Here is a 24912-nt window from a genome sequence, read left to right as displayed (position 1 = left end):
GCGGCCCTAGTGCCAGTTCGTCGATTCCGGTGGGCCAGCCGCTGGACAGAGCGGTCACAGTTCCTGCAGGGCGGGCGTGCGGTTCATGGCGCCCGCCAGCAGCGCGATGCCGGGTGCGATCCGTTCGTCGGGAATCGCGGAATAGCCGAGGCGCAAATGGCTTCGGCCATCGTCATGATTGCGGAAGAAGATATCGCCCGGCTCGAACAGCAGCCCGTCCTCGCGGCAGCGCAGGGCTGCGGCACGCGCATCGAAGCCGGGCGGGCCTTTCAGCCAGACGCAGGAGCCGCCCGTCGGTATCGCAAAATCGAGATCTGGCAGCTGTTCGGTGAGCGCTTCGACCAGATGGTGCGCGCGGCGGCGATAGGCGTCGGTCAACCGGCGCACGAGTGATTCATAATGGCCGAATGAAAGGAAGAGAGCGATCGAGCGCTGATTGTTTACCGGCGGATGGCGCACCATCAGGCGGCGCAGGGCGCGCAACTCGCGGATCAGCGCAGCGTCGGCGACGATGAAGCCGAGCCGGAGGCCAGGCGCGAGCAGCTTGGACAGGCTGGCGACGTAGATCACTCGCCCCTGGTCGTCGAGGCTCTTGAGCGCAGGCTGGGGATCCTGCTCGAAGCTGGTCTCGCTGTCATAATCGTCCTCGATCAGCACTGTGCCACTCTGGGCGGCGGCGGCGAGCAGGGCGCGCCGCCGCTCATAGGTCATGGTCACGGTGGTCGGGCACTGGTGGCTCGGCGTGACATGGGCATAGTCGCAGGCGGCCAGCGCCGGGCCGGGCACCAGGCCGGTCCCGTCGATCGGCAGCGCGGCGACCTGCGCCGCGCGCATCGCTGCGATGTTGCGCATGTCGGGATAGCCCGGCTCCTCCACGCCCACCACCGTTTTGGCATCGAACAGCGCCTCGGCAAGCAGGTAGAGAGCTTGTTGCGCGCCAAGTGTCACCATGATCTCGTCCGATTCCGCCCAGATGCCGCGGCGGGGCAGGATGCGTGTGCGCAACTGCTCGATCAGCAGCGGATCGTCCTCGTCGATCTTGTCCGGTCCCCAGTCACGCAGCTCCAGCACGCTCAGAGCCTGACGGCAGCATTGCCGCCAGTCCGAGATCGGGAAGATGCTCGGATCGAACTGACCATAGACGAAGGGATAGCGATAGCTTTGCCAGTCGGACGGCTTTTCGATGTTGCGCAGCGCTGACGCACGCGAGCGCAGCCGTCCGGTCCAGTCGATGCGCGGCTGCACGGTCCGGTCGGCGACATGCCGCACCCAGCCGCTCGCCGGCCGTTCGGCGACGACGAAGCCGCTGCGTTCGCGCGATTCCAGGAAGCCGTCGTCAACCAGCTGCTGATAGGAGAGGATCACGGTGTTGCGTGACACCGACAGCTCGGCGGCGAGGCCGCGGCTGGAGGGCAAGGGTGTGCCGGCCTTGAGCGTGCCGTTCAGGATCGCATCGACGACGCTGGTTCGGATCTGGATCTGCAGGGCGCGTGGATCATCGTCGTTCAGTGCGAAAAGCTGCCGCCACATGATCCGTTCCGGCCGTCTCGCCATGCGGTCTCTCCCCGACACCCAACCGAGCCCCGGCATCGCCTCCCAACTGTACCCACGGCTTTGGGCGGTCTGGCGCTACACCGCGCCGCCTTTGTCAGCATGCTTGAATGCCATGGAAACGCAAGCACTTCATTCCGCCCGCAGGGCCGATCTTACCCACCACTGGATGCCGTTCACTGCAAACAGGGATTTTCATCGCGAACCCAAGATCATCACCCGCGGTGCTGGCGTCCATTATTATGGCGAACGGGATCAGCCGATCCTCGACGGCTGCTCGGGCCTGTTCACCTGCCCGGCCGGCCATGCGCGGCCGGAGATCGCCGATGCCGTGCGCGAACAGCTCATGACGCTGGACTATGCGCCGAGCTTCACCCGCGGCCATCCGCAATCCTTTCATGCCGCAGAGAAGATCGCTGCGCTGACCCCTGCGGGGCTCGATCGCATCTTCTTCGCCAATTCGGGATCCGAGGCGGTGGATACCGCGCTCAAGATCTGCCTCGCTTACCATCGCGCACGCGGTGAGGGCACGCGCAGCCTCTTCGTCTCGCGTGAGCGCGCCTATCATGGCGTCAATTTCGGCGGCGTCGCGCTTTCCGGCATGGTGCCCAACCGGCGCAGCTTCCCGGCTGCGGGGCCGCAGGTCGTCCACATGCGTCACACCTGGCTGGACGAGAACCGCTTCACCCTGGGCCAGCCGGCGCATGGCGCGGAGCTGGCCGACGATCTGCTGCGGCTGATCGCGCTGCACGGCGCTGAGAATATCGCGGCCTGCTTCGTCGAGCCGATCGCCGGATCCACCGGCGTGTTGGTGCCGCCGGCCGGCTATCTCGAACGGCTGCGCCGGATCTGCACCGACCACGGCATATTGCTGGTGTTCGACGAGGTGATTACCGGCTTTGGCCGCACCGGTGCCGCTTTCGCATCGCAGTCGTTCGGCGTGATTCCGGATCTCATCACCATGGCGAAGGCGATCACCAACGGCGCGCAGCCGATGGCTGCGGTGGCGGTCTCGCGCGCGGTGCACGATACGATCATCGATGCTGCCCCCGACGGGCAGCCGGAATTCTTCCACGGCTACACCTTCTCGGCCCACCCGGCGAGCTGCGCGGCGAGCATCGCGGCGCTCGCCATCTATGAAGAGGAGCGGCTGTTCGATCGTGCGCGGCAGCTTTCGGCCTATTTCCTGGATGCGATCGCGACCTTGCGGGAACTGCCGGTCGTCACCGACATCCGCGGCTATGGGATGCTCGCCGGCGTCGATCTCGCACCGGACGGAAAGCCTGGCGCGCGCGGCCATCTCGTGCAGAAGCGTCTGTTCGACGCGGGGTTGCACCTGAAGACGACCGGCGATGCCGCGATCGTCGCACCGGCCTTCGTGATGGAGGCTGGCCAGATAGACCGCCTCGTCACAACGATGCGGGACGTGCTTTCCGCCTTGTAGAAACTGCACCGGCCAAGTGGGGGGACCAATGATCGACGAGACTGCCGACCCAGACAGATCCCCGCTTCGGCACACGCTGAAGCAACGCCATATGACGATGATCGCGCTGGGGGGCGTGATCGGTGCTGGTTTGTTCGTCGGCAGCAGGGTGGTGATCCAGGCTGCCGGCCCTGCTGCCAGCCTGTCCTTCCTCATCACCGGGCTGCTGGTGGTGCTGGTGATGCGCATGTTGGGCGAGCTCGCCACCGCCTTGCCGGGAAGCGGATCCTTCTACGATTATGCACGCGCAGCGATGGGCGATCTCGCCGGTTTCCTGACCGGCTGGATGTACTGGTATTTCTGGGTGATCGTCGTCGCTCTGGAGGCGATCGCGGGCGCTGACCTCATCCGCTTCTGGCTTCCCGGCGCGCCGCAATGGATGCTGGCGCTCATGCTGCTCATCCTCCTCACCGCCAGCAACATGCTGACGGTCAAGGCCTATGGGGAGTTTGAATTCTGGTTCGCATCGATCAAGGTGGCGGCGATCTGCCTGTTCCTGGTGATTGGTAGTGCCTTCGTAATCGGCTTCTGGCCGTCGGGCACGTCGCATTTCACCAATCTCACCGCTCATGGCGGCTTCGCACCGCATGGCATATTGCCGGTCCTGACCGGCGCTGTGGCTGCCACAGGGTTCTATTTTGGTGCGGAGGTAGTGACGGTGGCGGCGGCAGAGGCCGACGAACCGGCGCGTGCGGTGGCCCGCGCGACGAATTCGGTGATCAGCAGGGTGCTCCTCTTCTATGTGGGATCGATCCTGCTCGTCGTCGCGATCCTGCCGTGGAACTCCGCAGGCATCGCAACGCCCTATGTCAGCGCGCTGGCGGCGATGGGCATTCCGGCCGCGGCGCAGATCATGAACGCGATCATCCTGACCGCGGTGCTCTCCGCGCTCAACAGCGGCCTCTATGCCTCCTCGCGCATGCTGTTCGCACTGACCCGCAATGGCGACGCGCCGTCGGCGCTGGCACGGGTGAACCGGCGCGGCGTGCCGGTCATCGCCACGCTTTGCGGCACGCTCGGCGGTCTTGCGGCGATCATCCTGTCCTATCTGTCGCCGGACCTCGTTTTCGCCTTCCTGGTCAATTCCTATGGGACGGTCGCGCTCTTCGTCTATCTGTTCATCGCCCTTGCCGAGCTCAAGCTGCGCCGGCGGCTGGATGTGGAAGCGCCGGAGCGGCTGGTGATCCGCATGTGGCTGTTTCCCTGGCTCACCTACGTCGCGATCGCCGCGATGCTGGCCATATTGGCCGCGATGGCCTTCATCCCAGAACAGCGCGCGCCGCTGACCATGGGCCTCGCCAGCGCGGTGCTGTTCGCCTGCGCCTATGGATTGAAACGCTGGCGGCTGCGCGCTGGTGCAGGATCGGTCGATATGCCTCTGGCCGAAAGGCAGCCGCACCGTTCGTGCTGAAGCCCCGATTGGACGGACGGAGGCGGATCAGAAGGGAAAAAAGATCCGGATGGCGAGAAGGGCGATCATCGCGGTCAGAATGTTGAGCGGCAGGCCGACCCGCACGAAGTCCATATAGCGATATCCCGCCATCTGGTAGACGATGACATTGGTCTGATAGCCGAAGGGCGTCGCAAAGGCGGCGCTGGCTGCCATCATTACGCCGACGAGGAAAGGACGAGGGCTGACGCCCAGGCTCTCCGCCAGCGCGACCGCGATAGGAGTGACCAGCACGGCCACTGTGGCGTTGGACAGCAGTTCGGTCAGCACCATGGTGATGAGATAGAGGATGGCGAGCGCGGCCAGCGGACTCAGTCCGTCGACGCTGGCGATCAGCAGCTTCGAGGCTTCGGCGGCGAGGCCGCTTTCCTCCATCGCGATGCCGATCACGACCATGCCGGCGATGAGGATCAGTATCTGGGGACGCAGCCCGCTATAGGCTTCATCGGCGGTGATGACGCGCAGCAGGATGAGCAGCACCGCACCCGCAAAGGCGGTCGCGGCGATCGGCGCGACGTGCAGCGCCGCCAGCGCGATCGCGCCGGCGAAGGTCGCAAGCGCGATCGCCGCCTTTGCCGGTGCGAACGGACGCGGTTCGGCAAAGAGTTGAGGATCGCCGACCTGCGCATTGCCGATCTCGACAGCGTCCAGCGCCACGTCGGCCGTTTCGTCCTGCGCTCGCTCGGGCCGGCCGGCCAGCAGGCGTCCGCTGATCAGGAAGAGATAGAGGCCGCCGGCCAGCGCCATCGGAAGGCCCACGGGGGTTATCTCGAAAATGCCGAACCGTGGCTGCCCGGCAACGCGCGCCATGTCGTCGACAAGCAGGTTGGTCGATGTGCCGACCAGCGTGCAGCAGCCGGTAAGCACGGTGATATAGGAAAGCGGCATGAGGAAACGCTTGGGCGACAGGTTCAGCGCGGTCGCCACATCGCGAACCACCGGTGCGCCCAGCACCACGATCGGGGTACTGTTGAGGAAGCAGGAAAGCGCACCGATCATAGAGAGGAGCAGCCAGATGCCCTTCGCGCCCAGGCGTCGGCACATGCCGACCGCGAGCGCGATCGCGCGATCGAGCAGGCCGGACAACTCCAGCGCGTAGGCGATCACGAACAGCGAGGCGAGCGCGATGATTGCCGGGCTGGCGAAGGCGCTCTGCAACTCGGTGGGCCGAACGACACCGCCCATCAGCAGCGCCGCCGCACCCGTCAGCGCGACCACGTCGGCGCGCACCTTGTCCCAGATGAGGGCGGCCACCACGGCAGAGAGCACCAGCAGCGTGAAGATCTGATCGAGGGTCATGCGCAGTCTGGGTCGGCTCCCCGCACGGACCTGTCAATATGTTGGTGGCGCCGCCGGCACACCGAATGACGGAATAGAGACTGGAGCCCTTTCAAGGATTTGCCTACAGTCGGCCAATGCATGAGCCGAGCGTGAGAACAAGCCGACTGGCAATTGCGGCGGGCTTCGTTGCCGTGCTGGCGATTGGCGGCGCCGGCTTCCTGCTCGGGCGGGTAACGCGGCCGGACATGCCGCCGCCGGTGACCGTGCCTGCCGTTTTGCCGCAACCCGCACCGGAGCCCGCTGACGACCGGGAACGGACGCGGCTTCTTCGCCGCGCCGACCTGATCGCGCTCGCGCGCCTGGCGGCGGACGCCTTCGCATCTGGAAAGGCCGCCCCAGGCGAGGTTGCGGACGCAGTGGGCCGCCGTTTCGAGCTGGTGCTTCCATTCGGTTGCGACGGACCGGCAGATGCGGGCAGCAGCGCGCCGCTGCGCTGGCGTTACGATGACAAGGATGCCGCATTGCGCGTGCATGTCGTGCCGACCGAATGGCGTGCCGCCGACTGGAATGTCGCCGAGAGCGCGGATACCGAAACGATCGAGGGTTTCTGGATTGCCCGGCCCTGGGTCTCCGCCGAGAGCTGCCCGACAGGAGGCGATCATGCCGCGGCACGGGGCATGGGCGCGCTGACGCTGCCGGGACAGACGCTTGCCGTCGCGCAATTCCTGCCTAAGGACGCGCCCCGCGATATCGCGCGTGCCGGCAAGCCGTTCGAAGCAGTGAAGCGTATGGAAGCGAGCGCGATCGATCCCGCGGCGGGCATGCGGTTGCGGCTCAGCGGCCGCGTAGATCGGGTGCCGGGGGGCGGCGGCGTGCGCTGTATCCAGCCAGGTGGCGCCGAGCAGCACCCGATTTGTCTGGTGGCGGTGGCGCTGGATGAGGTGCGTATCGAAAATCCGCGTGACGATGCGATCGTGGCCTCCTGGCCGATCAGCCGGAGCGACCGCGCCCCAGACTGACGGACACCAGCTGGTATCCAGGCTGGCACCACGCTTCCTCTTCTTCTGGATCAAGACAGCAGGTTTGGCTGCGTCATTATTCCCTTCCATAGCGGCGCCTTGGGGGGAGACCGCAATAGGAGGGCGATCGCCTTGGCAACCACCGGGTCAAGGGGACAATGACGATGAATCGTTTCAGGCTTGCTACACCGCGCGATGGGAGCGCGCGGGCCATGCTTCTCGGCGTTTCGCTGCTCGCCCTGGCCGGCGCGGTGCCAGCGCACGCGCAGCAGAGCACCGCGGCAGAGGTGCAGGGCCTTTCGGAGATCACGGTCACCGCCCAGAAGCGGACCGAAAGCGCGCAACGCGTGCCGATCTCGATCCAGTCGATGAACGCCGCCAAGCTCGATCAGCTCGGCGTCACGAAACTGCAGGACGTCGAGGTCGCAGCACCCTCACTGAGCTTCGGCGACGGATCGGAGCAAGGCCGCACCGGAATTCGCGGCATCATCGATTATTCGCGGAATGCCGGTTACGATTCCCGCGTGGGCGTATACGTCGACGGCGTCTATTTCAGCCGATCCTGGATGAACAACCAGACCTTGCTCGGCGTCGCTCAGGTGGATGTTCTGCGCGGCCCGCAGGGAACCTTGTTCGGCAAGAATACCGATGCGGGCGTGATATCGATCACCACTCTCCAGCCTTCGTCCAAGCTCAATGGCGAGTTTGAAGGCGAAGCCGGCAATTTCGGTTATTGGAAGCTGGCGGGGCGCGTGAACGTGCCGCTTTCGGGCAGTGTCAGCGCTCAGCTCACCGCCACGCATCTCCAGGAGCGCGGCTATTATGAGAATGTCCTCCTGGACAAGCATAACCAGGGGGTAAACTCGGATGCGGTGCGCGGCCAGATCCGTTTCCACTCGGGCGTGCTCGATCTCACGCTGAGCGGCGACTACACGTCGGACGACAATTCGACGCTGCACTATACCTATGTGCCGCCGTCCGGCACCAATCCCTATAAATTCTCCTCCTACAATGACGACTACGCCAATCGGTGGATCGGCGGCGTCTCCGCGACGGCGAAGATAGATCTCGGCAGCTACGAGATCACGTCGATCACCGCCTGGCGCTCGGGCAGCCAACTCCTGAACTTCAACAATGAATCCGGATCGATCCCGTTCTTGACGCCAGTCATGAAGCAGCGGACGGATCAGTTCTCGCAAGAGTTGCGCCTCGCTTCGCCACGCGAGGAAAGCTACGACTTTGTGACCGGCCTCTATTATTTCCACAGCCGCAACAAGGATCATTATGTGAGCGAGTGGGGATCGGGCATGGCCTTGCTCGGACCTCTGTACGGCGCCTATGCCGGCACCGAGACGGAAAGCTTCGCGTCGGTGAGCACGGATTCGCTCGCGGCGTTCGTCCATGCCAATTTCCGTCCGAGCCCGATCATCGAGATCTTCGCCGGCGGACGCTTCACCTACGAGAAGAAGCGGCTGAACGATATCACCACGCGGGATCCGCTGGGGCTCTTCGCAGCGCCGCTAAGCGGCTACAAGGACAGTTTCGCCAACAGCTTCTTCACGCCCAAGGGCGGTGTGAACCTGTTCTTGCGCCGCAACCTGATGCTGTTCGCGACAGTCGGCCGCGGGTTCAAGAGCGGCGGCTGGAACGTCGAGGGGACGAGCGCCGCGGCGCTGGCCGCCGGCATCCGCTTCAAGCCGGAGACCGTTACGAGCTACGAGGTCGGCCTGAAGAGCGACTTCCTCGATCGACGGGCGCGGATCAACCTCACCGGCTTCTATCAGAAGTTCAAGAATTTTCAGGTCTTCACCTTCGTTCAGACCGAGGTGCTGGGGCGCACCGTGCTGGCCAGCAGCCTTTCCAACGTCGGCGTCGTCTCGTCCAAGGGCATCGAGCTGGAGGTCGCGCTTGTCCCGGTGACGGGCCTCACCCTGTCGGGCAACTACACCTATAATAAGAGCCAATATGATCGCTATCCCGGCGGTGGCGGCATGGTGGGCAGCACGATCCTCGATGCGAATGGGGTGCAGACGCCCTATGCACCCGAACACAAGGCCTATGTGTCAGCCGACTATCAGGCGCCTGTCTTTGGCGAGGCGCAGTTGACCGCGCATTTCGGCTACAGCGTGCAATCGTCCGAGAATTTCGATCCGAAGGTGGTCAATCCGCTATTCGGCAGAGCCTATTTCATCAAGGGCTATGGGCTCGCCGACGCGCGGATCGGGATTTCGTCGCCAGGTGGCGGATGGAAAGCGGCGATCTGGTCCAAGAACCTGTTCGACAAGGATTATGTGCGCTTCGCCAATCGCACCGGCGTGCTCGGCAATTCGGTTCTGCTCTATGGCGAGCCGCGCAGCTACGGCGTGACGCTGAACTATAGTTTCTAAATGGTCGGGATCGGGGAGACGAGGATGTTCAAATCAGCATTATGCCGGCGATTGGGTGCCAGGGCGCTCACGGCGGCGGCGATGCTGTCCGTGGCGGGGCCGCTGGCAGCGGCGGGACCGGCCGCGGACACGCTCTACGTCAACGGCACCGTCATTCCGATGACGGGCGCGGGCGATGTGGCACAGGCGGTCGCGGTGAAGGACGGACGCATCCTGCGCGTCGGCAGCAGCGCCGATCTGCTGCGGCTGAGGGGCAAGGCGACACGGGTGGTCGATCTCGGCGGCAAGACCATGTTGCCGGGCTTCATCGACGCGCATGGCCATATCTCCATGCTTGCCCAGTTCGTCGATTTCGCGCAGCTCATGCCGCCGCCCGTCGGCACGGTAGGCGACATGTCCGGTCTGCTGGCGGCGCTGCGCAAGCAGGCGGCCGACAAGCCGGACGGCTGGATCGTCGGCGTGGGTTATGACGATGCCGAGCTGGCCGAGAAGCGCCATCCTACCCGGCAGGAGCTGGATACGGTATCGGCCGACCGGCCGATCATGCTGCTGCACGTCTCCGGCCATCTTGCCACGCTCAATACCAAGGCGCTCGAGCTGGTCGGCATGCTCCATCCCGATGCCGATCCGCAGGGCGGCGTGATCCGGCGCGAGGCGGACGGCAAGACGGCCTCCGGCGTGATCGAGGAAAAAGCGATCTTCCTCGCGGCGGCCAAGCTTCCCCAGCCGACGATCGACACGCAGCTCGCGCGGCTGGACAAGGCGCAGCACATCTATGCCGCCAATGGCCTTACCACCGCACAGGACGGCGCGTCGACGCCCGACATGCTGCCGATGTGGCGCGAAGCGGAGAAGCGCGGATCGCTGTTCATCGACGTGGATGTGGTGCCTGCTTTCTGGATGCCCTGGCCGGAGCGCGACACGCTTCCGTTCAACGCGCCCTATGATCGCCATCTGCGTTTCGCGGGCGTGAAGTTGATTCTCGACGGATCGCCGCAGGGCCGCACTGCCTGGCTGACCAAGCCGGTGCCCGTACCGCCGGCCGGGCGCGATGCCCATTATCACGGCTATCCGCAGATCACCGACGAGGTGCTTCGGGCGAAGCTCAAGGAAGCGGCGGACAAGGGCTGGCAGGTGTTCGCCCACGTCAATGGCGATGCGGCGATCCAGCAGCTCATCGATGCGGTGGCGGCGGTCGACGCCGGGCGGACGAGCCCGATGGCTCGCACCATAGCCATCCATGCGCAGACGGCGCGAACCGATCAGCTCGCGGTGATGCGCAGGCTCGATATCCAGCCCTCCTTCTTCGCCAGCCACACTTATTATTGGGGAGACTGGCATCGCGAGGTCGCGCTGGGGCCGGAGCGGGCGGACCGCATCTCGCCGCAGCGAGAGGCGATCGATGTCGGCCTGCGTCCCTCGATCCACAATGATGCGCCGGTGGTGCCGCCGGACATGATTCGGCTGATCTGGTCCGCGGTCACGCGTCGCACGCGGTCCGGCGACATATTGGGGCCGGGCGAGCGCGTGACGCCCTACGAGGCGCTGATGGAGGTGACCAGCAACGCTGCCTGGCAGTTGCACGAGGAAGCGGAGAAGGGCGTGATCGCGCCCGGCAAGCTCGCCGATCTGGTGATACTCGATTCAAATCCCCTCGCCGTGCCCCGAGAAGCACTCGACCGGGTTCGCGTCGTGGCGACGATCAAGGAAGGCCGTACGATCTTCGGTACGCCCTGACGTGCGCACGCTCGGCCGGGATCACGGGGCCGGTGTGCCTTCGCCAGTCAGGGCGGCGAGCTCCGCCAGGCTGGGCAGCGCATCCAGGAGGCCCAGCCGCGTGACGACGATGCTCCCCGCAGCGCAACCCCAACGCAGCGCCGTGCCGACGCTCCGGCCCTGGGAGAGCGCGGCGACGAGGCCGGCGATGAAGGCGTCGCCGGCGCCGATCGTATCGATCGCTTCGGCCGGGAAGGCCGGCTGGGCGTCCGTCTCGCCATGGTGCCAGAACCGTGCGCCTTCCGCACCGCGCGTGACGACGAGCGTGCCGATCCCGTGCGGGGCGAGAGCATGGGCGAGGCCGTCCGCGTCGTCGACGCCCAGTGTGGCGGCCAGCGCGCGCGCTTCGGTTTCGTTGACGACGATCATGTCAGTCGCATCGAGGATGGCCGGAGCGATCGGCCGATAGGGCGACGGATTGAGCAGCGTCTGAACGCCTGCCCTGCGGGCGAGGGCGAAGCCAGCCGCGATCGGCGCATCCGCGATTTCGAACTGCGCGAGGAGGATGCCGGCGTCGGCGATGCGATCCGCCGCCGCTTCGACATGGGCGGGGGACAGGTGGTCATTGGCCGCCGGGAACACTGCGATTCTATTGTCGCCGCCCGCCTCGATGAGGCCGACGCCGGCTCCGGTCGGGCCCTCGATCTCTACGAGGAGTTTGGGCGAAAGGCCGGTCTCGGCAAAAGCCTCGCGTGCGAAACTGCCGAGGCGATCGCTGCCGACGGCGAACAGTCCGTCTATCGAAACGCCGAGCCGGTGCGCCGCCACCGCGACGTTCAGGCCCTTGCCGCCCAGTTCCATCACGAAATCCGTTGCGCGCACGGATTCGCCGGCTTCCGGCGCCCTGTCTACCTTCGCGCAGCAGGCGATGACGAGGCTGCCCATCAGGAAAATGCGATGTTTCGAGTTTACGTTGCTTAACATTGCACGCATTGTTGCTTGCCAGCCTGCTGTCTATGTTGGACGATAACCCCGATCGATGGTCGCGCTGTCAACCACGGAATGGTCATGGAAGTGACGGAAAGGACGCGACCTTGCACGGTGTGAACGAACCCCTGCATCGCCTCGTCCAGCTTCGTCGCGACACTGCGCGGCCGTTATATCTCCAGCTGGAGGAGCAGATTACCACGCTCCTCCAGGAGAAGCGGCTGCTCCCGGGGACGACCTTGCCCCCCGAACGACAGCTCGCCGAGGCGCTCGGCGTCAGCCGGGCTACCGTGCAGAATACCTATAACGCGCTGCGTGCGCGGCGGCTGCTGCGCGGGGAAGGACGGCGCGGCACGGTGATCCAGCCGGTCGAGAGCAGCCGCCTGGCGACGGGCATGGATCGGCTCAAGGGCTTCACCCAGGAGATGCGCGAATCCGGCCGCGTGCCTTCGACCCGGCTGCTCGAAAGGGAGATCCAGTCAGATCGTTCCATCGCTTCGATTTTCGGCCTGCATTCGGACGCGCGTTTTCTGCGCCTCGTGCGGGTCCGTTATGGCGACGATCTGCCGATGACCGTGGAATCGGCCTGGTACAATCTCGATCTCGCGCCGATGCTGGCGGATGCCGATCCTTATGGCTCGATCTACGAGCAGCTTTCCAGCAACGGCTTGAGCCTGGATTATTGCGACCAGTCGATCGAGGCAACGATGCCGGCGGATTCCGAAAGCGAGGTGCTCGGTTTCAGCCAGCCGACGCCGTGCCTGCTGATCAAGCGGCGAAGCTATGTGACGAGCGGAGTGATGGCCGAATATGTAGAGGGTCTCTTCCGTGGCGATGCCTATGTCTATCGGACACGGCTGGAGGTTTGACCGGCGGGTGTCGGCGATACTGATGGCTTCGGCTGTGGGGTCCAGTCACCGGACCGGTCTGGGTGTAAACGTGGCGTCGCACCAGGCCGTATAAACGAGGCCGGCGGCGATCAGATCCTCATTGGCTATGCCGACCGACTTGAAAAGGGTGATGTCGGCCGCCGTATTCTCGCGCCCGACGGCGCGGCCGGAGCAGAGCTCTGCTAGATCGCCGCAGATGGCGTCGCCGGTCATGGTTCCAGCAGCGATCGCCTGAAGCAGATCGCCGGCCTCTTCCAGCGCCGCATCGCGTGCATCTACGAATACCCGCGCGCGCGCGAAGCAGGCGGGATCGCCCTCTGCCATGTCGGGCGTGAAAGCGCCGACCAGATCGATATGCGTACCGGGCTGGACGAGAGCGCCCCGGATCAGCGGCTGCTGCGACAGGGTGGCCGCTGAAATGATGTCCGCGTTGGCGACCGCCGCATCGAGGTTCTCGACGATGGCGGCATTTCGTCCCTCGGCGATCAGCCTTTCGACGAGCGCCTTCGCCTTATCGGGGGAGCGGCCCCAGACGGCGATGCGATCGATCGGGCGCACGCAGCAATGGGCCTCGATCAGATGTGGCGCCAGCGTACCCGTGCCGATCATCAGCAGGCGGCGCGAGTCGGGACGCGCCAGCAGGCTGCTGGCTACCGCAGAAGCGGCGGCGGTACGCAGCGGCGTGAGCATCGTGCCGTCGAGGATCGCCCGCGGCCGGCCGTCATGCCCGTCGAGGAGCAGATACAGCGACTGGACGGCCGGCTGCGCCGCGGGTTGCACCGTGACGAGTTTTACGCCGCTGCTGCGGCCATCGTCCCAGGCCGGCATCAACAATAAGGTCGCGCCGCCCGGCAGCGCATGTGCCTGGCGCTGCGGCACATCGAATCCGGCGGTGAAACCCTGTTTCAGCGCCTCTATCAGCGCTGGCATGCGCACCAGGCGCCGGATCGCGGCGGCGTCGATATAGGGCGGGGCGATGGGCCGATCCTCGTTTTCCGGGACGACGAACAGATCAGCGACCATTGCAACTCCCCGGTCGATCGACCGGGCTGCAGCGCCGGTTTGGGTCATTACCCTTCGATATCGCTAATATTTCTGTCAATGAATATCTTTGCCATTTTGTCAAAATCCACAGCAATGAGGACCGGGCTTCGAACTGACGAGAGTACTGATCGACAAGGAGGGTGGGTCAGGGCTGGGGTGGGGGTGCAAGCGGAGCCTTTGCGCACATGTTCCGGTGATACAGAGCGTTAAGGTGCGCACGATCGCGGCGTTTGGCCCGCTGCTCAGACATGATGGCGAAGAGTTAAGCTTCGTGGCGACCGGACGTGTGCAGGTGATCATCAATCTCTGAGAGCCGATCATCCTTGGCGAAGGGATGGCATCTATTTGGCTGCTGGACGGGATATGCCTAGCTCAATGCCGTTGCTCGCTTGCGTTCTGCTAGACCCCTGCTGCAATCAGGCTGGCACATAGGTCAGCCTGATCACGTCTTCGCCAATGCGATCGGCGGCGATGAAACGCAGCGGCGGCCGCGGGCCGGTGAAAAAGGGCTTGCCGTGACCGAGCACGACGGGATGGATATATAATCGATATTCGTCGATCAGCCCGAGGTCGGTAAGGCTTCGCGCCAGCTCTGGTCCGGAAACTTCAATCACCCCGTCGAATTGCGCCTTCAGCCTGCGTGCAGCTGCCGGGAGGTCGCCCGCTACGAGGGTGGCGTTCGGACCGACCGACGGAAACGTGCGTGACACGACCCATTTGGGTTGGCGCCTCCACGCCGCCGCATAGTCGCGTCGTTCCGCGTCCCATTCGGCGCGATCCTCGTCCCAGTAGCGCATCGTCTCATACATGCGACGGCCATAGATGCTGCCGGACAGGCCACGCACATCTTCGATGAAATGCCGAAAAAGCGCGGGGTCGGGCGCGAATTTCATGTGGTCGACATATCCGTCGAGGGACTGATTCAGCGCGTAGATCAACTTCGCCATGATGCATGGGTCCCGCTGCCGTCAGAACGATCAAGGGGCAAGTTACCCAGAAAAAAGGAGCGGATACAAACTGGCTCCCGTTTCGGCTGGGTGTGCTCGGCGTCGTCGCCTGCCCGTCAGGCCTTTCGCCCATGCGATTTTGCTTTAGACAGGGAGGCAGGCTGCGGGCGGTCGGATATGATCCGCTAAGCCATGGACGAACAGTCTGATTTTCCGAGATGGATGCGACTGCAGCCGTCTCCTCGATCAGACCACTGGGTTGTCTGAATATAGCGGTCGGCAAGGCCGCAGAGGGAGAAGGGCATGAAGAAAGGTGTTGCGGTCGTCACCGGTGCGAGCCGAGGCGCGGGGCAGGGCATTGCGCGGGCGCTGGGCGCGGCAGGTTATACCGTTTATGTCACCGGCCGCAGCCAGACGGCCGGTGCGTCGCGGCTGGGCGGGACCATTCACGAGACGGCGGCCGAGGTTACGGCTGCGGGCGGGCGCGGCGTCGCCTTTCCCTGCGATCATGGCGACGATGCCTCGGTACGGGCGCTGTTCGCGGCCGTGGCGCGTGACGAGGGGCGGCTCGACATATTGGTGAACAATGCGGTCTCGCTGCACGACGAGCTGATCCGGCCCGGCCCGTTCTGGACCAAGCCCACGGACATGGTCGATATTCTCGATGTCGGCCTGCGATCGAGCTATATCGCCGCGCATGCGGCGGCGCCGCTGCTGGTCGCGAAGCCCGGCGGCCTCATGATCTTCACCTCCGCGCCCGGCGCGGTCTCCTATGCCCATGGCCCCGCTTATGGGGCGCAGAAGGCCGGCACCGACAAGATGTCGGCCGACATGGCGGTGGAATTGCGGCCTTACGGCGCGGCATCGATATCCATCTGGATGGGTTTCCTGAAGACCGCGCGCACCGCGGCGGCGGTGGCCGAGCGGCCAGGCCAGTTCGACGCATTGATGGCAACCGCCGAAACGCCCGATTTCACAGGGCGGATCATCGCGGCGATCCATCGCGATCCGGCCATGATGGCACTTTCCGGCCGCACCGTGATCGGCGCGGAGCAGGCGCAGGTCTATGGCGTACGCGATATCGACGGGAGCAGCCCTGCGTCGCTCCGGCCGATCGTCGGTGGCCCCTTTACCTATGACGAGATCATTCTCGATTGAGCAATCGCTGTCGGTCCGATGCGGAAGAGGGGGCGCTGCTACCCTGGCATCGGATCGACATTGCACTGTCGCCCAACGGCAGTCGTTCAGCGGGGCGGCTACGTCGGCCGTGGCCTCGGCCGAGTTGGCGGATCGAGCGGGCGAGGCGATGAGCCTGGGCTTGCCGATAGGCAAAGGTGCCACCGCCATCCCAGCGCCTATGTCGGCAAACGCCCCATAATCGGTCGTTTACCGGAGATCGGCGCCCACCTAACAGCAGGGTTTCCTGCTGCCTCTCAATAGCTCTACACTCGCCGATATGCCGACCGCCCTGGACGCCCCTTCCGATGCCTTCGATGAGCAAGAGCTATCTTTCGTCTCAAGCATTCGGGAGCACGGCTGGTTCCGAACCAGCGTGTTCGAGGAGGCAGATATTCTCGGCTTTTCATACACCACGGGGTTTTGGGTAAACATTCAGCAGCCCGAGCTAATCACGTTCAGTATGCGGAGTGAGATAGCGCACGACGTATTTTGGGATTTGTTTCGAGGTGGAAAGGAGGGGCGAAAATTGCCTGTCGGAAGACGCAGCTATGACGTGTTCGCCAATACCTCCTGCATATGATTCCCAGTCGCGAAGAAATACTATCTAGAACATCTTGGATGGAGTCGATGGTTCTACGCTGGCGACGATTTTCCATGCTTACAGATTGTTTGGTCGGACCGTTCCGGGCTGTTTCCGTGGGAGAGCGGCTTTGACCCAGCGCTCATAAACAGCCAGCCTGATCTCACGGAGAAGGGGTGGTTGGCATCACTCGCGAGCTGATCGTCTGAAACGGCAGTGCTGCTCGCGATAAGCTGACCATTGCGAACCACCAGTTACGGCCGCCCCGCCTGCAATGGTGCATTCGACCCAAACTCGGAGAGGAGCCGACCGGGTCCTGCACGCGGCGAGGCGCCGCGCCGTTCCTCGGATCTTGCGCCGGATTGCATATGTCACATATACGAATCATATATGGAGGCGACTTTGGGTCTGGTGAATATCGATGACGATCTGCACGATCAGGTGCGCAAGGCCAGCACGGTCTCCTTTCGGTCGATCAATGCGCAGGCGGCGTTCTGGATCAGGGTGGGGATGCTCTGCGAAACCAATCCGACGCTGAGTTTCAACGAGATCGTCCGGCGCGAGCTGGATGCCGCGGGGGTATCCGCCGCGCCCCTGCCGGTGCGCGCGGCGTGACCAAGCGGCCGGACGAGATCGAATTGATGACCGAAGCTGGACGACTACTCGCGTCGGTCTTCCATTTTCTGGATGGTCTTGCGCTGGCCGGCATGTCCACGCTCGAAGTGGATGCGGCCGTCGAGGCGTTCATCGTCGGTGAATTGGGGGCGAGGCCGGCCAGCAAAGGCCAATATGGCTATGCGTTCGCGATCAATGCCTCGGTGAACCAGGTGGTTTGCCACGGCGTCCCTTCGCCGACCGATATTTTGAGCGATGGAGACATTGTCAACTTCGACATCACGCTCGAGAAAAACGGCTATATGGCGGATTCGAGCAAGACATATTTCGTCGGAACGGCGCGGCCGGCTGCGGCGCGGCTGGTCAGGGTTGCTTATGAGGCGCTGTGGATGGGCATAGGCGCGGTACGCGCGGGCGCGCGGCTCGGCGATATCGGCTGGGCGATCGAGCGCCACGCCAAGCGGAACGGCTATTCGGTGGTGCGCGAATATTGCGGGCACGGCATCGGTCGGGACATGCACGAGGAGCCGCAGATATTGCATTTCGGCAAGCCCGGTACCGGCCTCGCGCTGCGCGAGGGCATGGTCTTCACGATCGAGCCGATGCTCAACCAGGGGCGGCGGGCCGTGAGAACCGAGGCCGATGGTTGGACGGTCGTCACCAGAGACGGATCGCTTTCGGCGCAGTTCGAACATACCGTGGCGCTTACCGCGGCCGGCGCCAAGGTATTGACGCTGCGGTCCGACGAAGGGGCGATGGCGCGAAGATTTCGGCTGGCGGCGTGATGCCGCTCAGCAGCTATCATCTCGTGAGACGAAAATGGCCCGGCACGTGTGGGGTGCGTGCCGGGCCAAGTCGCTGGAGCCCTCGCTAGGACGGCTCCGCGCGGTCGCGTGGTCCGCGTGACGAGAGCTGCGATTAGCAACATTCACGGCTAAGCCACAGTCAAATATTGTAAAATCCGCAGGCCGGTTAGCCTTGGTCCTCCTCCAGCCGCTCGAGATCGGCGATCAGCCCGGGTCCGGTGGGCTGCCAGTCGAGCCGCTGCTGTGTCAGGGCGCTCGAGGCTGGCAGGTCGCGTTCCGCAAAGGCGGCGAGCCAGCCGAAATGTGCTTCGGCTTCATCAGGGGCGAGCGAGGCCACCGGCAGCGCCAGGCGTTGGCCGATCGTCTCCGCGATGGCGCGTAGCGAGACGCCTTCCTCAGCGACGGCATGATAGATGGCGCCGGGCTCCGCCTTTTCGAGGGCCAGCCGGTAGAGGCGCGCGGTGTCGAGCCGATGGGCGGCGGGCCAACGGTTGCCGCCGTCGCCGATATAGGCTGACACGCCCTTTGCGCGGGCGATCGCTATCGCATAGCTGATGAGGCCCTGCCGGCGCGTGTCATGGACTTGCGGCAGGCGGACCACCGACACGGCGGCGCCGGACGACGCGGCGGCGAGGGCCGCTTCCTCCGATGCGGCACGGGGGGCTAGAGAGGAAGGGGCGGCGGCGTCTTCCTCACTCGCGACCTTGCCCGGCGCGGTGCGGGACATGCCGGTGCCGGAGGTGACGATCAGCGGACGGCCCGAGCCGGCAAGCGCTGCACCGAGCGTTTCGACGACGCGGCGATCCTCTTCACAATTGGCGAGATAGCGAGAGAAATCATGGTTGAAGGCGAGGTGGATGACGGCATCCGAACGTGCGGCGGCGGCTCTCAGCGTCTCCAAATCCTCGAGCGTGGCGCGCAGCGCCTCGGCGCCGGCGGCAGCGAGCGCGGAAGCGCCCTCATCCGAGCGGGTGAGGCCGAGAACGCCATGGCCTGCGGCGAGCAGTTCCCCGACCACGGCGGAACCGATGAATCCGGAAGCGCCGGTAACGAATACACGCATCGAAACAGTCTCCATGCTTTGCCGGAGACGACCATGGGAGTATCTGCTATTCTGTTAAAGTAGTGACGTTATCATGGTGAAATAGCTAACAGGATGAGCGACGCCCCGATCGAGAATCTGCTCGGCCACTATCTCAAGGATCGCCGCGCGAGACTGGATCCAGCCGCGTTCGGCTATTCGCAGGCGCGGCGGCGCACTGCAGGCCTGCGGCGCGAGGAGGTGGCGCTGCGCGCGAACATCAGCCCGACATGGTATACATGGCTGGAGCAGGGGCGGGGCGGAGCGCCCTCGGCTGACGTGCTGGAGCGTATCGCGGCGGCCCTGATGCTGACCGACGTCGAGCGCGAGCATCTTTTCCTGCTCGGGCTCGGCCATCCGCCGGATGCACGCTATCGCAAGGGTGAGGGCGTGACGCCGCGGCTGCAACGCGTGCTGGACGCGCTGGAGCCGAGCCCGGCGCTGATCCGAACGGCGACGTGGGACGTCGTGGCCTGGAACCGCGCGGTGGCGGCGATGTTGACCGATTATGGCGCGCTACCGCCGGGCCAGCGCAACATCCTGCGCTCCATATTTCTCGATCCGCGCTCCCGCGCTGCGCAATATGATTGGGAAAGCGTGGCACGGTTCGTGCTCGGCGCGTTCCGGGTGGATGCGGCCCGGGCCGGCGCGTCGGCCGAGGTGGCACCGCTGATCGAGGAGCTGTGCCTGCTGAGTCCGGATTTCGAGCGGATGTGGGGCGATTATGACGTGCGTGGCCATGGCGAGGGCACGAAGCATCTGAAGCACCCCATTCTGGGACCGATCACCGTCGAATATTCGGCTTTCGCGGTGGATGGCCGGCCCGATCTCAGCATGATCGTCTATAATCCGGTGACGGCGGAGGATGGCGCGAGGATCCAGGCGCTGATCGATGCGCGCGGGGCGGAGGAAGGCGCGTAGCGTCGCGGCTTTCCGCAGCGCGTCAGCCGCCCACGGCGGCTTGACCGATAATCTCCGCATACAGGGCGGGATCGACATTGGCGCCCGAGATGACGATCGCGCTGTCGCCGTCCGTGGCCGGCGCGATGCCGTGCAGGATCGCGGCGAGCGAGACGGCCCCGCCGGGCTCGATCACCAGCTTCATCGCCTCGAACGCGAAGCGCATCGCCGCCTTGACCTGGGCGTCGCTGACGCTGAGGCCGCCGGTTAGCAAGGCGAGGTTGATCGGGAAGGTGAGTTCGCCCGGGATGGGCGCGAGCAGCGCATCGCAGATCGAGACGGCGCCCTTCACGATCGGTTCGCGCCGGCCGCTGGCGAGCGATCGTGCGGTATCGTCGAACGCGGCGGGCTCGACCGAATAGATGGCGATATCGGGCGCCGCATCCTTGACCACGGTGGCGATGCCGCCGACGAGGCCGCCGCCGCCGCAGTTGACGAGGAGCTGGTTGAGGCTTGCCCCTGCGTCCGCAGCCTGTTCGAGGATCTCCAGGCCGATCGTGCCCTGCCCGGCGATGATGTGGGGATCGTCATAGGAGGGGACTAGCGTGGCGCGCCGTTCCGCGGCGAGGGCGGTCGCGATCGCTTCGCGCGATTCGCTCAGGCGGTCATAAGCGACGATCTCGGCGCCGAGCGCGCGAGTGTTGGCCAGCTTGATCGCTGGGGCGTCGGCCGGCATCACGATAGTAGCCGCAATACCGAGCAGGCGGGCCGCGGCGGCAACGCCCTGGGCATGGTTACCCGACGACCAGGCGACAACGCCGGCGGCGCGGTCCTCCGGTGCGATCCGCGCCAGCCGGTTATAGGCGCCGCGGAACTTGAACGATCCGGTATGCTGCGCGCCTTCGAACTTCACCAGAACCCGCCGGCCGACGCGGTCGTTGAGCGGCGCGAACTCGAGCAGGGGGGTGCGCACGGCCTTACCGGCAATCAGGCGCGCGGCATCGCGCACATCTTCGGCATCGATAGCAAGCGAAGCGGACACTCGTTCCTCGCAGCCCATGGCGGATGCAAATCTCTATACAGATTGTTCCGGCCAGGCCGAGTCCGCTGCGTGTGGTAGCGCACGGACGTTTCGTCAGATCGCCCCGGCCGTATGCAGACGGACGAGTTCCGTGTCATCCATGCCGAGCAGATCGCGATAGACCTGCTCATTATGCTCGCCGATGCCTACGGGCGCGGGAGTGCGGACGCTACTCGGCGTATCGGAGAGGCGCGGAAAGGCGTTTTGCATGACGACCGTGCCGCAACGCGGGCTTTCGACCTCGACGAGCGCCTCGCGCGCCGCGAAATGCGGATCGGCCAGCATGTCCTCGGCACGGAAGATGCGGCCGGCGGGAATGCTGTGCGCGACCATCAGCGCCTCCACCTCGGCGATGGTCCGCGTGCGCATCCAGTCGGCGATGAGGCGGTCGAGCTCGGCCTGGCGCTGGCCGCGGGCGATATGGGTGGCGTAGCGCGGATCCTGCGCCAGCTCCGGCCGGTCCATCGCCTGGCAGAGGCGGACGAAGATGGCATCCTGATTGGCGCCGATCAGATATTCGCCGTCGCTGCAGGGATAGACGTTCGATGGCGCTATGCCTTCGAGAATCGAGCCCGAGCGTTTGCGGACATAGCCGGACATCGCATATTCCGGCACCAGGCTTTCCATCACCTGCAGCACCGATTCATAGAGCGCGCTGTCGACGACCTGGCCGCGGCCGGTCCGCTCGCGCGCCTGCAGCGCGGCGAGAGCGCCCATACAGCCATAGGTCGCCGCTAGCGTATCGCCGATCGAGATGCCCATGCGGCTCGGCGGGCGATCCGCGTCGCCGACGATGTAGCGCCAGCCGCCCATCGCCTCGCCGATCCCACCGAAGCCGGCGCGTGCGGCATAGGGGCCGGTCTGGCCATAGCCGGAGACGCGCACGATGATCAGGCGTGGATTGAGTGCGTGCAGCTCGGTGGGGCCGAGGCCCCATTTCTCCATGGTGCCGGGTTTGAAATTCTCGATGAGGATATCAGCCTCGGAGGCGAGGCGGCGGACGATTTCCTGCCCATCCGGCACGCGCAGATTGGCCGAGACCGACTTCTTGTTGCGGGCGATCACCTCCCACCAGACCTTGGTTTCGCCATTGCCCCACTGGCGCATCGGATCGCCCTGTTCGGGCGGCTCTACCTTGATAACCTCGGCACCCATGTCGCCGAGCAGCTGGCCGCAAAACGGGCCGGCGATGAGCTGGCCGAGCTCGATGACGCGGATGCCGGCGAGCGCGCCTTGACTGTCGTTCATGGCAATCTCCCTGTGCCTTCGTCATGCGCCGTGCGGAAAGCCGCCCGCGCGGCTGACCATGGCAGGCAGTTCGCGTTCCATCTGCACGCCCAGCCAGGTAGCGGCGGCGATGGTGCGATTCAGATCGAGGCCGGTGGCCACGCCGGAGCGATCGAGCAGATAGAGCAGATCCTCGGTCGCGATATTGCCTGTGGCGTTCGGCGCGAAGGGGCAGCCGCCGATGCCGCCAACCGCGCTGTCCAGGGTGGCGGCGCCGGCCTCCAGCGCGGCCCAGGCATTGGCGATGCCGGTGTTGCGCGTGTTGTGGAGATGGACGCGGACCGGGATCGGAGCGATCGCCGCGCGCACTTCGCTGACGAGATCGTAAGTCTGGCGGGGTACCGCGACGCCGATCGTATCGGCAAGCGCGATCTCGACCGGGCCGGCATCGGCAACCCGTCGGGCGATGTCGACGACGCGGGCGCGATCGACCTCGCCCTCGAACGGGCAGCCGAAGGCGGCGGCGATCGTCACCTGCGCGGGCCGGCCCTCGGCATGGGCGAAGCGGACGAGATCGGCGGCGACCGCTACCGATTCCTCGGACGTCTGGCCCTGGTTGCGGGTTGCGAAGCTATCCGTGGTGATGCAGACCGCGCCGATCTGGCGGATTGCGGTATCCAGCGCGCGGAACAGGCCGCGCTTGTTCATGACGAGGCCGATGGTGACGACGTCGTCCGGCGCCGCGAAGCCCGTGATCACCTCCTCCGCATCGGCCATTTGTGGTACCCGGTCCGCGCGCACGAAGCTCGCGATCTCGATCCGCTTCGCACCGGCAGCGACCATATGCTCGATCAGTGTGATCTTCTGCGCGGTGGTGAACAGGCGCTTCTCATTCTGAAGCCCGTCGCGCGGTGAGACTTCGACGATCTCGATGCGATGGGTCGACATGGTGGATGGGTCCTGCCTCTCTCTTCCGCTGGGACGAGACGGCCATATAGCCGGGCGGTGGTTTTGGGGAGGCCCGATGTTTTCGAAGGTTCGTTTGCGAGGAGGACACGCGGATAGCGATGATCCCTCTCGCATGACTGCCTGTCAGATCGCATCGTCTGCAAAGCGCATTCAGCGCGGTTGCGTGCCGAAGCGGCGCCGGAGATGGGCAGGGGTGTCGGCATTTAATTCGCGCCGGCTTGCGCAAACAGGCGAATCCGATCGCGATCCTTAATCGTTGGGAGAACTTCGCGATCCATGCTATCGGTAAATGATCGTCGGCATTTTGCCGTAAGCGCTGACGGCTGAGAGACAGAGTGCTCCCGCTTACCAGGGGAGCCTGTATGTCCAGAGCCATGATTATCGACGTCGCGCAATCTCACGTGACCAAGACCTGTGCGACCCATGAGGCGCTCATCAGTTCGATCGAAACTCTGCCCGGCGGCTATACGCGAGTCGTTCTGCAGTCCGGCCATGCCGCGGCGGTGATCAGGCGTATCTATGCCGACAAGGTCGTAACCGCTGCCGTCCCACGCACGCCGCTCTCGGTAGCGGGGCGCGGCGTTCCCTTGACTCAGGAAATGACCGGCCGGCCGGCCGGCGCTTTCGGACCCCGCACCCCGGACCGGAAGCGCAAATGAGCATGAATGCGGACCTCCTGTCCGAGGTCCCTGTGCGACATCCGACGGTGCGTGTGGTGGCGGAAGACATCGATCGACATGGTCATGTCAACAACAGCATCTATCTGCGGTGGATAGAGAAGGCGGTCCATGATCAATGGATGGAGAGCGCAGATGCCGTCGAGCGCTTACGGTTCGATTGGCTCGCCGTTCGGCACGAGATCGACTATCGCAAACCCGCTTTCTCTGGCGATCGGCTGTCGATCGAAGTCAGGCTCCAGTCCGTACGGCGGGCGAGGGCATGGTATGGGACCAAGATCGTCCGGGATGGGCAGATCATAGTGGAGGCCTCATCCTGCTGGTGTTGCATCGATACGCTCACCCAGCGGCTCACCGTCGTGCCCCAGGGGGCTGCAGCGCGTTTGCTCGGGATCGTCGATACGATGAGCGTCCAATGAAAATATGGTGTTTTATGGGTGCGAACGCGCTGTGGGCGCTGAGCGGGGACGCCACTGGATCTCGGTTGCCATCCGAACTCGGCCCGTGGATCTTCCTGAAAACGGCCGAGTTGGATGGAGCCGACGAAAGCATGCTCGAAGCGGAGCAGCTTGTGCGGGACCACGGCTATTGCTGTTTTGATGCCAACAGTAAAGGCGGCAGCTAGGGGAAAAGGAGGTCGAGATCTATTTTATGGGAACATTGGAAAACCAGAGTGGCACCGATCGCCACGGAATGGTAAGAGCATGCAATTCTGGAACGATCGTCGAACCGGTATCGCACAACTCGCTGAGCGCTGCGTCATAACTTCCTACCAAATCCAGATATTGTTGCGCCACGAGCGGATCGGTCGCCTCTCTGGCGCATGCCATCGCGTGCTCACGCATCTCTGCTAATGTCATAAAACCTGGAACGGTCGGCATAGCTCCGACTCCTTTGAAAGCGGGAGCGCGACAGTCTCTCGGCCGCGCCCCTGCTAGGGAATGGGCGCGATGGAACATATGTAGGGCCGATCCGGCGAAATATAAGATCCGCGGTGACCGGCAGTCTCGAACGAACTGAGCCGTTCTCGTTGCCCTGCGAA

General features: G+C 64.7%; 23 protein-coding genes and 1 pseudogene. 14 read left to right on the top strand and 10 right to left on the bottom strand.

The window, feature by feature from the left end; translation table 11 throughout:
* Positions 1-54 precede the first annotated feature (54 nt).
* On the bottom strand, positions 55-1554 hold the full coding sequence (gene pdxR, locus GQY20_RS26525) for a MocR-like pyridoxine biosynthesis transcription factor PdxR (RefSeq protein ID WP_157220188.1): 1500 nt from the start codon (positions 1552-1554) through the stop codon (positions 55-57).
* 112 nt (positions 1555-1666) lie between these two features.
* Here pdxR and GQY20_RS26520 point away from each other — a divergent pair, with 112 nt between their 5' ends.
* Positions 1667-2995 (top strand): aminotransferase class III-fold pyridoxal phosphate-dependent enzyme, encoded by a 1329-nt coding sequence (locus GQY20_RS26520; RefSeq protein WP_157220187.1) that lies wholly within the window; start codon positions 1667-1669, stop codon positions 2993-2995.
* 91 nt (positions 2996-3086) lie between these two features.
* Complete coding sequence (locus GQY20_RS26515) at positions 3087-4445, top strand: amino acid permease (RefSeq protein WP_232476267.1); 1359 nt, start codon at positions 3087-3089, stop codon at positions 4443-4445.
* A gap of 27 nt (positions 4446-4472) precedes the next feature.
* On the opposite strand, the gene GQY20_RS26510 is transcribed toward GQY20_RS26515, so the two are convergent.
* Positions 4473-5783, bottom strand: a complete 1311-nt coding sequence (locus tag GQY20_RS26510; protein WP_157220185.1) for an SLC13 family permease — start codon at positions 5781-5783, stop codon at positions 4473-4475.
* Positions 5784-5914: 131 nt separating this feature from the next.
* On the opposite strand from GQY20_RS26510, the gene GQY20_RS26505 reads away from it, so the two are divergent.
* From GQY20_RS26505 to GQY20_RS26495, 3 genes are all read left to right on the top strand, one after another.
* Positions 5915-6784 (top strand): hypothetical protein, encoded by an 870-nt coding sequence (locus GQY20_RS26505; protein WP_157220184.1) that lies wholly within the window; start codon positions 5915-5917, stop codon positions 6782-6784.
* Positions 6785-6948: 164 nt separating this feature from the next.
* Positions 6949-9171: a TonB-dependent receptor gene (locus tag GQY20_RS26500; RefSeq protein WP_232476266.1), complete on the top strand. Its 2223-nt coding sequence runs from the start codon at positions 6949-6951 to the stop codon at positions 9169-9171.
* 24 nt (positions 9172-9195) lie between these two features.
* A complete protein-coding gene (locus GQY20_RS26495) occupies positions 9196-10908 on the top strand; it encodes an amidohydrolase (RefSeq protein ID WP_198351222.1) in 1713 nt (570 codons plus the stop codon).
* Between the two features lie 21 nt (positions 10909-10929).
* Here GQY20_RS26495 and GQY20_RS26490 read toward each other — a convergent pair whose 3' ends face one another.
* The gene (locus GQY20_RS26490; protein ID WP_269769786.1) at positions 10930-11871 is read right to left on the bottom strand and encodes a ribokinase; all 942 of its coding nucleotides are present in this window, start codon (positions 11869-11871) and stop codon (positions 10930-10932) included.
* Positions 11872-11990: 119 nt separating this feature from the next.
* On the opposite strand from GQY20_RS26490, the gene GQY20_RS26485 reads away from it, so the two are divergent.
* The gene (locus GQY20_RS26485) at positions 11991-12743 is read left to right on the top strand and encodes a GntR family transcriptional regulator (protein WP_232476265.1); all 753 of its coding nucleotides are present in this window, start codon (positions 11991-11993) and stop codon (positions 12741-12743) included.
* 45 nt (positions 12744-12788) lie between these two features.
* On the opposite strand, the gene lhpI is transcribed toward GQY20_RS26485, so the two are convergent.
* A complete protein-coding gene (gene lhpI / locus GQY20_RS26480) occupies positions 12789-13787 on the bottom strand; it encodes a bifunctional Delta(1)-pyrroline-2-carboxylate/Delta(1)-piperideine-2-carboxylate reductase (RefSeq protein WP_157220180.1) in 999 nt (332 codons plus the stop codon).
* A 437-nt stretch (positions 13788-14224) separates the two neighbouring features.
* Positions 14225-14755, bottom strand: a complete 531-nt coding sequence (locus tag GQY20_RS26475) for a dihydrofolate reductase family protein (protein WP_157220179.1) — start codon at positions 14753-14755, stop codon at positions 14225-14227.
* Positions 14756-15058: 303 nt separating this feature from the next.
* Here GQY20_RS26475 and GQY20_RS26470 point away from each other — a divergent pair, with 303 nt between their 5' ends.
* The 4 genes and pseudogenes from GQY20_RS26470 (at position 15059) to map (ending at position 17914) form a co-directional block, all read left to right on the top strand.
* Complete coding sequence (locus GQY20_RS26470; RefSeq protein WP_157220178.1) at positions 15059-15913, top strand: SDR family NAD(P)-dependent oxidoreductase; 855 nt, start codon at positions 15059-15061, stop codon at positions 15911-15913.
* A 298-nt stretch (positions 15914-16211) separates the two neighbouring features.
* Positions 16212-16715: pseudogene (locus GQY20_RS26465) on the top strand (DUF4262 domain-containing protein).
* A gap of 201 nt (positions 16716-16916) precedes the next feature.
* On the top strand, positions 16917-17129 hold the full coding sequence (locus tag GQY20_RS26460; RefSeq protein WP_157220316.1) for a ParD-like family protein: 213 nt from the start codon (positions 16917-16919) through the stop codon (positions 17127-17129).
* Positions 17126-17914: a type I methionyl aminopeptidase gene (gene map / locus GQY20_RS26455; RefSeq protein ID WP_157220177.1), complete on the top strand. Its 789-nt coding sequence runs from the start codon at positions 17126-17128 to the stop codon at positions 17912-17914. The genes GQY20_RS26460 and map overlap by 4 nt, the downstream gene beginning before the upstream one ends.
* A 187-nt stretch (positions 17915-18101) precedes the next feature.
* Here the strand turns inward: map and GQY20_RS26450 are convergent, their stop codons facing one another.
* Positions 18102-18998 carry an SDR family oxidoreductase gene (locus GQY20_RS26450; protein ID WP_157220176.1) on the bottom strand — a complete coding sequence of 299 codons (897 nt, stop codon included), beginning with the start codon at positions 18996-18998 and terminating at the stop codon, positions 18102-18104.
* Positions 18999-19091: 93 nt separating this feature from the next.
* On the opposite strand from GQY20_RS26450, the gene GQY20_RS26445 reads away from it, so the two are divergent.
* Positions 19092-19937 carry a helix-turn-helix transcriptional regulator gene (locus tag GQY20_RS26445; protein ID WP_157220175.1) on the top strand — a complete coding sequence of 282 codons (846 nt, stop codon included), beginning with the start codon at positions 19092-19094 and terminating at the stop codon, positions 19935-19937.
* 22 nt (positions 19938-19959) lie between these two features.
* On the opposite strand, the gene GQY20_RS26440 is transcribed toward GQY20_RS26445, so the two are convergent.
* From GQY20_RS26440 to GQY20_RS26430, 3 genes are all read right to left on the bottom strand, one after another.
* Entirely contained in the window at positions 19960-20958 is a 999-nt protein-coding gene (locus GQY20_RS26440; protein WP_232476264.1) for a threonine ammonia-lyase, read from the bottom strand.
* 93 nt (positions 20959-21051) lie between these two features.
* Positions 21052-22245, bottom strand: a complete 1194-nt coding sequence (locus GQY20_RS26435) for a CaiB/BaiF CoA transferase family protein (protein WP_157220173.1) — start codon at positions 22243-22245, stop codon at positions 21052-21054.
* A 21-nt stretch (positions 22246-22266) separates the two neighbouring features.
* Positions 22267-23172: a hydroxymethylglutaryl-CoA lyase gene (locus GQY20_RS26430; RefSeq protein ID WP_157220172.1), complete on the bottom strand. Its 906-nt coding sequence runs from the start codon at positions 23170-23172 to the stop codon at positions 22267-22269.
* A 395-nt stretch (positions 23173-23567) separates the two neighbouring features.
* On the opposite strand from GQY20_RS26430, the gene GQY20_RS26425 reads away from it, so the two are divergent.
* The 3 genes from GQY20_RS26425 to GQY20_RS26415 are packed head-to-tail and all read left to right on the top strand — an operon-like array spanning position 23568 to position 24495.
* The gene (locus tag GQY20_RS26425) at positions 23568-23852 is read left to right on the top strand and encodes a hypothetical protein (RefSeq protein ID WP_157220171.1); all 285 of its coding nucleotides are present in this window, start codon (positions 23568-23570) and stop codon (positions 23850-23852) included.
* On the top strand, positions 23849-24289 hold the full coding sequence (locus tag GQY20_RS26420) for an acyl-CoA thioesterase (protein WP_157220170.1): 441 nt from the start codon (positions 23849-23851) through the stop codon (positions 24287-24289). Before GQY20_RS26425 ends, GQY20_RS26420 begins: the two co-directional genes overlap by 4 nt.
* Positions 24286-24495: a hypothetical protein gene (locus GQY20_RS26415; RefSeq protein WP_157220169.1), complete on the top strand. Its 210-nt coding sequence runs from the start codon at positions 24286-24288 to the stop codon at positions 24493-24495. Before GQY20_RS26420 ends, GQY20_RS26415 begins: the two co-directional genes overlap by 4 nt.
* Positions 24496-24514: 19 nt before the next feature.
* Here GQY20_RS26415 and GQY20_RS26410 read toward each other — a convergent pair whose 3' ends face one another.
* Positions 24515-24751: a hypothetical protein gene (locus GQY20_RS26410; RefSeq protein WP_157220168.1), complete on the bottom strand. Its 237-nt coding sequence runs from the start codon at positions 24749-24751 to the stop codon at positions 24515-24517.
* Between the last annotated feature and the right edge of the window lie 161 nt (positions 24752-24912).

Origin of the sequence: Flavisphingomonas formosensis, assembly GCF_009755815.1 — a bacterium.
Lineage (GTDB): Bacteria > Pseudomonadota > Alphaproteobacteria > Sphingomonadales > Sphingomonadaceae > Flavisphingomonas > Flavisphingomonas formosensis.
Note: the sequence above shows the minus strand (reverse complement) of the source record. Positions and strands in the feature narration are given on the sequence as shown.